The 10,566-nt window shown below is 69.9% G+C and carries 13 protein-coding genes; 3 read left to right on the top strand and 10 right to left on the bottom strand.

Annotation, left to right across the window (positions count from 1 at the left end; translation table 11 throughout):
• On the bottom strand, positions 1-443 hold a 443-nt coding region (locus tag VGE03_RS01875), incomplete at its 3' end, for a GTP-binding protein (RefSeq protein ID WP_331044771.1).
• A gap of 182 nt (positions 444-625) precedes the next feature.
• On the opposite strand from VGE03_RS01875, the gene VGE03_RS01870 reads away from it, so the two are divergent.
• Positions 626-766, top strand: a complete 141-nt coding sequence (locus VGE03_RS01870; RefSeq protein ID WP_331044770.1) for a hypothetical protein — start codon at positions 626-628, stop codon at positions 764-766.
• On the opposite strand, the gene VGE03_RS01865 is transcribed toward VGE03_RS01870, so the two are convergent.
• From VGE03_RS01865 to VGE03_RS01845, 5 genes are all read right to left on the bottom strand, one after another.
• Complete coding sequence (locus tag VGE03_RS01865; RefSeq protein ID WP_331044769.1) at positions 763-2,364, bottom strand: tetratricopeptide repeat protein; 1,602 nt, start codon at positions 2,362-2,364, stop codon at positions 763-765. The two genes, VGE03_RS01870 and VGE03_RS01865, sit on opposite strands and share 4 nt — an antisense overlap.
• Positions 2,365-2,445: 81 nt before the next feature.
• Positions 2,446-3,993, bottom strand: coding sequence for a tetratricopeptide repeat protein (locus VGE03_RS01860; protein WP_331044774.1), 1,548 nt, complete (start codon positions 3,991-3,993; stop codon positions 2,446-2,448).
• Positions 3,994-4,061: 68 nt separating this feature from the next.
• Positions 4,062-4,442 (bottom strand): hypothetical protein, encoded by a 381-nt coding sequence (locus tag VGE03_RS01855; RefSeq protein WP_331044768.1) that lies wholly within the window; start codon positions 4,440-4,442, stop codon positions 4,062-4,064.
• Between the two features lie 173 nt (positions 4,443-4,615).
• The gene (locus tag VGE03_RS01850) at positions 4,616-4,984 is read right to left on the bottom strand and encodes a four helix bundle protein (protein WP_331044767.1); all 369 of its coding nucleotides are present in this window, start codon (positions 4,982-4,984) and stop codon (positions 4,616-4,618) included.
• Between the two features lie 53 nt (positions 4,985-5,037).
• The gene (locus tag VGE03_RS01845; RefSeq protein ID WP_331044766.1) at positions 5,038-5,367 is read right to left on the bottom strand and encodes a DUF1491 family protein; all 330 of its coding nucleotides are present in this window, start codon (positions 5,365-5,367) and stop codon (positions 5,038-5,040) included.
• 56 nt (positions 5,368-5,423) lie between these two features.
• Here VGE03_RS01845 and VGE03_RS01840 point away from each other — a divergent pair, with 56 nt between their 5' ends.
• Complete coding sequence (locus VGE03_RS01840; protein WP_331044765.1) at positions 5,424-6,296, top strand: hypothetical protein; 873 nt, start codon at positions 5,424-5,426, stop codon at positions 6,294-6,296.
• Between the two features lie 3 nt (positions 6,297-6,299).
• Here VGE03_RS01840 and VGE03_RS01835 read toward each other — a convergent pair whose 3' ends face one another.
• Complete coding sequence (locus tag VGE03_RS01835) at positions 6,300-7,991, bottom strand: HAMP domain-containing sensor histidine kinase (protein WP_331044764.1); 1,692 nt, start codon at positions 7,989-7,991, stop codon at positions 6,300-6,302.
• A 171-nt stretch (positions 7,992-8,162) separates the two neighbouring features.
• Between VGE03_RS01835 and VGE03_RS01830 the strand changes: the two genes are divergently transcribed.
• Complete coding sequence (locus tag VGE03_RS01830; protein WP_331044763.1) at positions 8,163-8,591, top strand: SufE family protein; 429 nt, start codon at positions 8,163-8,165, stop codon at positions 8,589-8,591.
• On the opposite strand, the gene VGE03_RS01825 is transcribed toward VGE03_RS01830, so the two are convergent.
• The 3 genes from VGE03_RS01825 to VGE03_RS01815 form a co-directional block, all read right to left on the bottom strand.
• On the bottom strand, positions 8,582-9,109 hold the full coding sequence (locus VGE03_RS01825) for a hypothetical protein (protein ID WP_331044762.1): 528 nt from the start codon (positions 9,107-9,109) through the stop codon (positions 8,582-8,584). The genes VGE03_RS01830 and VGE03_RS01825 overlap by 10 nt on opposite strands.
• Before the next feature lie 164 nt (positions 9,110-9,273).
• Positions 9,274-9,993 (bottom strand): DUF6456 domain-containing protein, encoded by a 720-nt coding sequence (locus VGE03_RS01820; RefSeq protein WP_331044761.1) that lies wholly within the window; start codon positions 9,991-9,993, stop codon positions 9,274-9,276.
• Positions 9,990-10,346 carry a helix-turn-helix domain-containing protein gene (locus VGE03_RS01815; protein WP_331044760.1) on the bottom strand — a complete coding sequence of 119 codons (357 nt, stop codon included), beginning with the start codon at positions 10,344-10,346 and terminating at the stop codon, positions 9,990-9,992. The genes VGE03_RS01820 and VGE03_RS01815 overlap by 4 nt, the downstream gene beginning before the upstream one ends.
• Between the last annotated feature and the right edge of the window lie 220 nt (positions 10,347-10,566).

Genomic DNA, 10,566 nt, shown 5'->3' with positions numbered 1-10,566 from the left:
GCCTCGCGGTCCAGCTTGTTGATGAAGGTGATGATCGGGATGTCGCGCAGGCGGCAGACCTCGAACAGCTTCAGCGTCTGCGGCTCGATGCCCTTGGCGGCGTCCAGCACCATGATGGCGCAGTCGGCGGCGGTCAGGGTGCGATAGGTGTCTTCCGAGAAGTCCTCGTGGCCCGGCGTGTCCAGCAGGTTGAACATCTTGCCGTCGTGCTCGAACGTCATCACCGACGCCGAGACCGAGATGCCGCGCTCCTTCTCGATCTTCATCCAGTCGGACTGGGTGCGGCGGTTCTCGCCGCGCGCCCGCACCGCGCCCGCCGCGCGGATCGCGCCGCCGGACAGCAGGATGTGCTCCGTCAGCGTCGTTTTACCGGCGTCCGGGTGGGCGATGATGGCGAAGGTCCGGCGACGACCGGCTTCTTCAGGAAGAGAGAGCTTGGACATGGGACGCGCGACCTACCCCGGACCGCGCCGAAAGTCACCTGACGCGGGGCTTTCCGCCGGTTTGGTCTGTCACCGAAAGTGAATATCCCTTGGCAACGAAGGGATAATGGGATCATTGTTCAGTCAGGCGAGACGGTCCGGTCACGCAATCGGGCCCCGCCTTTGGAAACGAAGGAACGGACATGGCCCTGCATCACCCGCTCGACGACCGCCCCGCAGCCCGCGAGGACGGTCCCCACCCCGCCATCTGCCTGGCGCTCGGCTTCGGCGTGATCACCGTCGGCGCGATCATCGTCCACATCGTCTTCAATACGCTGGTCTAGGGCGCTTCAGGCCCGGTCTCCGCCTCGCCGTCGTCCTCGGGCGGAGGCGCGTCAGACGGGTCCGCGGGCTCGGGCTCGGCCGGTTGCGCGGCGGCGTCCTGGGCTGCGTCGATCTCGTCCCGGGTGAAGGGCGTCTGCCGGGCCTCGGCCCGCTCCAGCAGGGTCTGGGCGGCGTCCGCCGCGCCGCCGCCGTGCGGCGCATTGGCCAGCGGCGTCAGCAGGGCGATCGCATCCTCGAACCGGTCCGCCTCCATCAGGGCCGAGGCGAAGCCCAGCCGGATGCCGGGCAGTTGGGGCGCGCGGTCAAACGCCAGCCGCCAGGTCAGCAGGTCGTTCTCGGTCGGGTAGCCTTCGGCCCCTTCCCGGACCTGCGCCAGCATATACAGGGTGTAGTACTGCTCCGGATCGGCGGCGTAGGCCCGCCGCAGATAGCCTTGGGCCTGAACCAGACGCCGGGTCCGGTCCTCGCCCTCGTTCCGTGACAGGCTGATCTGCCGGGCGGCCATCAGCTGCAGGGCCTCGACATTGTCCGGTTCGCGCTCCAGCAGGCGGCCCAGCACGGCCTCGCCCTCGACCGGATCGCCGAAATGCAGTTCCGCGTGCCCGAGCTGCAGCAGGGCGAAGGGATCGTCGGGATGGCGGGCAGCCTTCTGGCGCACCAGGGCGGCGGTCGCGGCGCGATCCTCGTCCGGCACGCCGACCTTCAGCCTCTGGCCGAGCAGCAACAGGTCGTCGGCGGAGCGGGGCAGGGTGGTGACGGTGATCTCCGGCTCGGGGCGATCAACCTCATAGATCGCGATCTGCAACGATCCCCGGGTGTAGTTGCGCAGCGCGCCGCGCAGGCCGGCGAGGGTCAGGCCCGTGGCCTCCTGGATGGCGATGACCGGATCGGCGCCCCGGCTGACCGCCGCGACATAGGCCTGAAGCTGGCCCCGGCGGGCGTCGTCGCTCATGAACCAGTGGGTCAGCAGCCAGGCGACCGGATAGTAGGTGTTTTCGTGCGAGTCGCGGGTCAGATCGCCCGGCCGCTTGGACAGAAGCTCCTCCAGCGGAATCCAGGTCGCGTTCATCAGCCAGTCGGCGCGATTGCGGTTGAAGTCGCCGATCCGGATGGTGTTGTCCCGCACCTCGGCGGTCATGAAGTACTCGGCCAGTCCCTCGACCAGCCAGCCGGGCAGGTTGCCGGCCGAGCTGTTCTGGAAGCTGAAGTGGTGGAAATACTCGTGCAGCAGGAAGTCCATGTCCTGGTCACGAATGGCGGTGGCGAAGATGCCTTCGGTCGCGGGGCTGTAGAAGCCGGCCACGCGCGACGGCAGGTTCGGCCGGATCTCGCGCAGACCCGTGCGGCCGCCGACCATGTAGATCGGCAGCTTCCGGTAGGGCGGTTCATCCAGCGACAAACCCATCCGCGCGCGCAGGATGTAGTCGTACAGCTCCAGCGTCCGCGCCTGACGGCGCAGCGCGGCCTCGCTGCCCTGCGAATAGATGATGAAGTTTGCGCTCTCGGCCCGGCGCCATTCGGCATGGGCCGGGGCGGCGCACAGGATCACGGTGAAAGCGGCGACCAGAATCGCCTTGAGACTGTCCAGAACGCGCACTTCGCCCCCCTGATGGCGACGCGACCCTAGCGGGCGCGACGTCGGGGTTTCAAGCGAAGATCGTGTTGCGCGGCGAGGCGCTCAGTCCTCGCCGTCCTCGTCCCCTCCGGCCCCGGCCGCGTCCGCGGCGGCTTCCTCGGCGCGGGCCTGCTCGTCGGTGAGCCCCCGGGCCCGGTTGATCACGGCCTGGGCGCGCGTGGCGCCTTCTCCGCCGTGGGGATCGTTGGCCAGGGCGCGCGCCGTCGTGATCGCGTCCTCGTTGCGGCCCGCCGCCAGATAGGCTTCCGCCAGCCACAGCCGGGCGTCATCCACCTGCGGCGCGAGGGTCAGCGCCAGCTCCAGCGTCGCGATGTCGTTCTCGTTCGGATAGCCGGCGACGCCTTGCCTGACCTCGCTCAGCAACAGGAAGATGCGGTAGTCCGCGTCATCGAGACGGTAGGCCTGGGCCAGCAGCGTCTGGGCCTGCGCCTTCAGCGCCATGCGCCCGGCTTCGTCCTTCTCGGCCTGCCCCAGCAGGTAGGAGGCGAGGCGGACATGCGCCTCCAGATTGGAGGGATCGCGCGCGATGACGTCCCTCAGGATGGCCTGGCCGACCGCGGCGTCCCCGAACTTCAGTTCCGCATTGCCCAGCATCACCCGGGCGAACGGCTCGTCCGGATAGCGGGCCGCCGCGCGGCGGGCCTCGGCGATCTCGGCGGCCTTGCGGTTGTCGGCTACCTCCCGCGTGAAGCGGACGGACAGCAGCAACAGGTCATCCGCCCAGGCGGGCATCTGGGTGATCGTGACCTCGGCCTGCGGGAAGCGGTTGCGGATCTCGAAATACGGCAGGCGGCCCATGTAGCGGCGCAGTTCGGCGCGCAACTGGCGGTGCGACAGGCCGGTGGCCCGCGTCATGGCGTCCGAGCCGTTCCCCCCTGCGCCGACATCCAGCAGATAGGCGTTCAGCTGGGCGTGGCGTTCCTCATTGCCCATGAACCAGTGGGTCAACAGCCATGCGACCGGATAGTAGGTCTCCTGCCGCCGGCTGACCTGCGAGGCGCGCTTCGTCAGCAGTTCCCGGGTCGGCAGCCAGGGCGACAGGCGCAGCCATTCGGCGCGGTTCCGGTTGTACTTGCCGACGATGATGCTGTCCGGCCGGATTTCGGCGGTGGCGAAATACTCCGCGAAACCCTCGATGAACCAGGCGGGGTAGCCGTAGGGGAAGTACTGCATCATGAAATGGTGCGCGTACTCGTGCAGCAGGATGTCGTCGCCCATGCCGCCGCGTATGGCGACGGCGAAGATGTCGTCGCGGTCCGAGCGGTAGAAGCCGCCGACCCCCGCCGAACCCGCGCCCGGCGCCACCGCGTTAATCCCGGCCGCGCCGTCCACCAGATAGATGGTCAGCTTGCGAAGCGGGGGTTCGGTCTCGCTCAGTCCCATGCGCCAGCGCAGCAGCCGGTCGAAGGTCTCGAGCTTCCGGGTGAAGGTGGTCAGTTGATCGGCGCCGCCCTCGCTGTAGACGACGAACCGCTCGCTCTCGGCTCTCAGCCAGCGGGCCTCGGCGGAGGACACGCCCAGCGAGCCGGCGAACAGAGCGGCGAGCATCAGCACCGCGCAGGCGCGGACGAACGATCCGATGAACGGCATGGTCAATTGAACCCCCGGTGGAGACCGGGGACAGGCCTAGCGTGTCAGGCGCTCCGGTCCAAGCCGGATCAGGCGGCCAGACGCATCCAGACGGCCTTGTCGGCGGCGACGGCGTCCAGCTTGCCGCGGGTGGCGCGCATCTGCAGCTGGCGCATCACCGGCTGGGGCAGGGCGCAGAACTGCGGCTCGACCAGATCGGGGTTGCAGCCGGCTTCCGGCGCGGCGAACAGGGCGGCGTTCACGTCCGGCGAGCGGTCGTGGATCAGCCAGGCCAGACGGCGCGCGCGCTGCGGGTCGTTGTGGTGCAGCAGCGGGTCCTCGGCGAACAGCTCGCAGCCCAGTTCCAGCACATAGTCCAGATCCAGCGCTTCGAAACGGCGCGCGTCACCGGCCGTGACCGGGCAGGCCTCGTCCAGGTCGAACACGACGTCGTTCAGAAGAAACAGCATCCGGAACACCCACCATCAGTTCAGGCTCATTGCGGCCCGTTGAAGGTGACCATAGGCGCCCCGGCTTGAGGTTCCGTGTGCGAACGCAGTTAAGGATTTGCGACGTTCGCAAGCGGCGTTAACCGGTCGGTTGGGTCGAGGGTCGAGGGTCGAGGGTCGAGGGCGAGGCGGGGCTAGCTACGGGCGGGCGGAGCATCAAGGCGGCGCTTGAGTTGGGTCAGCATCCTGCTGACTTCATCCGCGAGTGAAAGGCTCGGTGTGACTACGGACTGTTCCAGGTGGCCCACCCGAACGGCGAGCAACAGAAAGGTCTCGGTCTCAGCCAGTGATCCGCGCGCGATTGCGATGAAGCGCGCGTAGTCCTTGCGACTACCGCGCTGATACCCCTCTGCAATATTGGCGGGCACAGAGGCGACAGCGCGCTGTAGTTGGCTGGTCATGCCGAACTGCTCGGCCTTGGGAAGCTGTCGGGCGACGTCATAGACGCCGGCCGCAAGGTCCATGGCCCGATGCCACACTTTCAAGGTGGTGTACCCGCTCACGCTATCCTCCCCTCGACCCTCGACCCTCGACCCTCGACCCTCGACCCTCGACGCTACCCCGCCACCTTCTCGGTAATGAAATGCCGCCCCTCGCGGTCCTCGATCTCGACGATCCAGAGATCGGGATCGTAGCGAACCTGCCGCTGCAGATAGTCATCCAGCTCGCTCTCGAACTCGCTCTCGACGGGCTGCATCCACAGCCGCTCGCCGTCGGGACCGAAGGCTTCACTATAGAGTCTCGCGCGACGCTCGACGGTGTTGAACACCTTGACGATGACGGTCCCCGCGCGCGCGTCGCCCTTGCGCGCGACCGTGGCGAAGGCGCCGCCGATCTCGGCGCGGCGGATCAGGGCGGCCACCCAGACATCACTCGATAGAAGCAAATCGCTAACCCTGCTCGGACACCGGACCTGAACGCTCCTTGCGTAGGGTGCGGGGCATGACGATAGGCCAGAACGCCATCCGAACCCAGACCCGCGCCGCAGCCGCCCTGCTGGCGGCCGTCGCTGTGGTCACCCCCGCGGCCGCCTCGGGCGGGCCCGCGGACACCTATTATGAGCGCGCCTTCGTGGTCGCCGCCGACGCCCGTTGCGACCTGTTCCAGCCCCAGATCGGCCGGGCCCTGACCGCCGCGACCGCCCAGGCCCGCGGCGCGGCCCTGCGTTCGGGCGTCGCGGCCTCCGATCTCACCGAGGTCGCATATCGCGCCCGCGCCCGCGCCGGTTCGGTCTCCTGCGCCGACCCGGATCTGGCTGTGGTCCGCGATCGCGTGGACGGCGCCTTCGCCGGCTGGGCCCGCACCGCGCGGATGACCTTCCCGGGGGATCGCTTCGACTGGGTCGCCAATCGCTCGGCCTACAGCCGCCCGACCTGGCGCCTGCAGCAGGCCTCGCTGGTCGGGTCGTCGCCGGTCGCCTTCGGCTATGCGGGCGAAGGTGAAGAGGCAGCCCTGACCGCCGTGGTCAGCTGGTACGGCAATCCGCGTCCGACGGCCGCGCGCCTCGTTTTCCGCGATCCGGCCAAGGCCCCGCGTCCCTGGCTGGCGGGCGACAACCTGATCCCCGCCTCCGCCCGCGCCAGTCTCTGGGCCTCGGGCGTCAGCGCCGCGGCGCCGACCCTGCTGGCTGACGGCAAGCGCGACGGTCAGGCCTGGACCTTCAGCCCCTCCGCCGCCGCCGCCCTGGAGCAGCTCGATCCGCGCGAGGCCTTCGCCCTGGAGTTCCACTTCCGCGACGGCAGCGTCGCGACGGTCCCCTTTGAAGCCGGCGATTTCGTCGCCGGTCGCGCCTTCATCGCGATGGGGACGGTCTAGGGCTCAGCCCCCGTTGGCCACCGGCAGGTGGATGATCTCGGCCCCGCCTTCCGGCGCCGGCGCCCGCGCCACCAGCGCCACAGGCATGCGCACGGTCACCGCCGTGCCTTCGCCCAGCGTGCTCTCGATGCTCATCCGGCCGCCGTGCAGTTCGGCGAAGGCGCGCACCAGCGACAGGCCCAGACCCGTGCCCTGACGGCGCTGTTCCGGCGCGCCCGCCTGCTCGAACGGACGGCCCAGACGTTTGACGTCCTCCGGCGCGATGCCGACGCCGGTGTCGGCCACCACGATTTCCAGATACGGACCGATCGCTTCGACGGTCACGGTGACGGCGCCGCCGTCGGGCGTGAACTTCACCGCGTTGGACAGCAGGTTCAGGGCGATCTGCTTCAGGGCGCGACGGTCAGCCGACACCTCGACGGCCTCCGGGGGCAGGACGCCGGACAGGCTGACGCTCTTGTCGTCGGCGTTCACCCGGACCAGCGCCATCGCGTCCGACACCACCTCGCGGGCGTCGAACTTCTCGATCGCGAGGGCGTAGCGCTCGGCCTCGATCTTTGAGACGTCCAGCAGGTCGTTGATCAGGTCCAGCAGGTGCTCGCCCGCCTGATGGATGTTCTCCGCATATTCGGCGTAGCGATCCGGGATCGGGCCGAACAGGCGCTGGCGCATGATGTCCGAGAAGCCCAGCACGGCGTTCAGCGGCGTGCGCAGCTCATGGCTCATATTGGCCAGGAAGCGGGTCTTGCCCTGCTCGCGGGCCTCGGCCTCGTTGCGGGCGATCTCCAGACCCAGTTCGCGGGCGTATTGGGCGGTGCCGTCGAAGGCCTGGGCGATCAGGCGCGGTCCGGCGGGATCGTCGAGGCGGCGCAGCACCAACTGCACGCGGCGGTCCAGCGCCAGTCGCGGGGCCAGGGTCGCGGCGCCCTCGTAGCCGGACAGGGCGCGGTCCATCGCCGCCAGCAGGCGCGGACGGTCCGGGGCGTGGATGGCGGCGACCAGTCCCTGCTCGAACAGCGGATCGACGGGCAGGGCGGCGGGCGGCGAACCGTAGGCCGCCAGCACGCGGCCGGAGGGCTCGAGGATCAGGGTCAGGCCGGGTTGGGCCGCCAGCAGGGCCTCGACCCGGCGCACCTCGGTCTCGGCCGAGGCCATGCGCCGCTCGCGCTGCAGCCAGGACAGCCGGACCGCGAGAGCGGCGGCGGCGGCGGTCAGCACCGCCGACAGGGCGGCCAGGGCGGGCAGGTGGGCCCCCGGGCCGCCCAGCATCCAGCTGGTCGCCAGCCCCGCCAGCGCGGCCAGGCCGACGCCCAGGGCGCCTGCCTGCACCGGTCGCGGACCGCCCAGGGCGATCCCCGCCGTCAGCGGCAGGAAAACAAAGCCCGCCAGCGGGCCGGTCAGGCCGCCGGACAGCGCCGCCGTCGTCACCGCCGCCATGCCCCAGACGCCCAGCAGGATCATCCGGTCGCGGAAGGAATCGTTCTTGAGCAGGTTCAGGCCGATCAGGCCCGGCACGATCATCGCCAGCACGCTGTAGAAGACCGGTCCGTCGACGCCGCCGATCCAGCGCGCGCCGAAGGCCAGCAGGGCGGCGGCGACCGCCCAGCCCGCGTGCCATGCGGCCAGCGCGGCGCGATCACCGGCCCCGTGGCGGGCGGTGCTTTCCGTCGTCTCGGCTCTGGGGCTGGGATTCAAGGGCGGGGCGAAGGGAGGATTGGCGACAATAGGGACGGCGAGCCTAGCCGCCCGGCTGAGTCGTCCAAAGTCCGCACCCCCATCAGGCGACTGCCGGAAGCCGCTCGCGGACGATTTCCGGGGATGGTCCCGGCGGTTGTCGTTAACGCGGCATCGGCCTATCTGGCGCCGATGAGCACTCCGCCCCCCATCGACGCCGTCCTTGCCGAACTGGTCGAGGAGTTCGACCTGCTCGGCGACTGGGAGGGTCGGATCGAATACGTCATCGATCTGGGCAAGGATCTGGAGCCCCTGCCCGAGGCGGACCGGATCGACGGGAACAAGGTCCCGGGCTGCGCGGCCCAGGTCTGGCTGGCCGTGCGCCACGAGGGCGACCGCCTCAGCTTCATGGCCGACAGCGACAGCGCGCTGAGCAAGGGCAACATCGCCCTGCTGCTGCGGCTCTATTCGAACCGCACGCCGGACGAGATACTGGGTTTTGACGCCCGCGCGGCGCTGGACCGGCTGGGCCTGCCCTCGGCCCTGACGCGTCAGCGCGCCAACGGCCTGAACAGCATGGTCGGCCGCATCAGGGACGCGGCGGTCTCAGCTCAGAAATAGATGCCCCGGATCACGAGGGCGGGGCGGGAGCCCTCGCTTTCGACCACGCGCACTTCCAGCCGTCGCTCTTCCGGATTGCGACCGCGACGTTCCCACTGGCGGTCGTTCTCGTTGTCGTTCGCCCAGTAGCGCTCATCGCGGAAGGCGCGCCGGCCCAGGTTGGCCAGTTCGGTGGCGCTGGCCCGGTTCGACGACAGGGAGCAGCTCAGCGCATAGGCTTCGCTGTCGCCGTACTCGATGCTGCCTTCCTCCAGACGGATGCGCCAGGCGCCGTCGCGCGAGATCAGCTCGACTTCCGAGGCGTATTCCTCGAGCGGCGTGTTGCGGTCTTCCGCCGGGCGGCGGAAGCGCAGGTCGCGCGCGGCGCGGATCGCCTTTTCGAAGCTCTGCGCCCGGTTGGCGTAGGGCAGGCAGATTTCGGTCAGGACGCGACCGGTCAGGTTGTCCTGGGCCGCGGCCGGAAGGGCCGGAACCGACGCCGCACTGATGAACAGCCCCAAGGCGAGGCTGGATGCCACTGTTGTCTTCAACGCCAATCCCCGAACCCGGCGCCGGAAGGAGCGGCGCCTCAAAAACGCGGACGCGCCCCTCCCGGAGCGCGTCGAAGCGGCACCCTAGGACTGATAATCGTGACGCGAAAGTTACGAGGCTGTAACGTATGGTCACGGTGTTATCCGGCGCGTCAGCCGATGCGATAATGTCGCGCCAGCCGGGTCAGGCCGTGCTTCAGCAACATCTTCCCGGTCCGCCGGCGCAGGCCGAGGGCCTGTTCGGCCGCTTGCAGGGCGGAGGCCTGGATGCAGACGTGCGCGATGATGGCCCGTGAGCCTTCGCAGGCCGCCAGCGCCGCCTCGACCCGGGCGGAGGCGCGCAGGGCCCGGTCGTCCGGTCCGGCCGGGCCCGGACGTCCGCCGGACGCGGCGCGGGGCAGGGCGTCCCAACGCATGGTCACCCCGGCTCCGGCCAGCGCCAGCTGCGCATCCCGTTCCAGCCGTTCCGCCGCCGCGATCTCGGCGCGGGTCAGCCAGGGGCGGCCGTCCGCATCCTTGCGCCGCGCCAGCCAGGCGACGGCGGACGGGGCCAGGTTGGCCGGATGATCCACCGGCCGTCCGTCCGCCGCCATGACGGCTCGCACGCCCTCGATGATCCCCGGGCGTCCGGCCGGCGGCGACGGCGGGCCCGGCGGAGCGGGCTTCCGGGCGATCCAGCCCGCGCCCTCGCGAGGGCGGAGCCCAGGCGAGCGGACCAGCGCTTCGAAGCCGGCCTCGTCCAGCCTCAGCATGACCCGCGCCCGCCGGTCCGGCCCGGTGCGCACCAGATAGGCCCCGTCTCCCGGCTCCAGCCAGGCGCCCGGCAGGGCCAGCATCCTGCGCGCCCGCTCCAGCGTGTGCCCGCCGCTCATATCGGCAACTCGCAGCGCGGCGCGTCCAGCAGCTCGCGCACGGCCCGCTCCAGCCGGTTCAGCAGGTCATCCAGCCAGGGCCGGTCCCGCCCGTCCTCGGCCCAGCGGCAGGCCTGGGCCGCTGTCGCGCGGTTCATGCCGAACGCGTGTCCCACCCGCTCGATCGGCCAGCCGAAGGCGACGTGCGCCAGGTACATGGCCAGCCATCGCGCCCGGCAGGCCTGGCCGCCGCGCCGCACGCCCCTGTTGATCTGCTCCACCGGCACGCCGGTGGCGGCGGCCACCATCTGCAGCGCCAGTCCCGCCCTCAGCCGGTCCCCGCTGGTCGCGGGCGCCCGATAAAGGTCCTCCATCGCCTGTCTCCATCATCAACGCATGGCCGATCTCGGTGCCGGCCTGACGTAGGACTATATTCCTGTGATGCGGCGATATTGGTCGTATGGACCGGCCGGGGAACGGCGGTTCGAAAAAATTCGACTCGCTTGACTCCGGACTCTCGACGGCGATTCGCAAATCAGCCTAGATTCGTCGTTAACCAATCGTATTAACCCTTCTTAAGGTTTTGAGGGGTTA

The sequence above is a fragment of the Brevundimonas sp. genome (assembly GCF_036400995.1).
GTDB lineage: Bacteria > Pseudomonadota > Alphaproteobacteria > Caulobacterales > Caulobacteraceae > Brevundimonas.
Note: the sequence above shows the minus strand (reverse complement) of the source record. Positions and strands in the feature narration are given on the sequence as shown.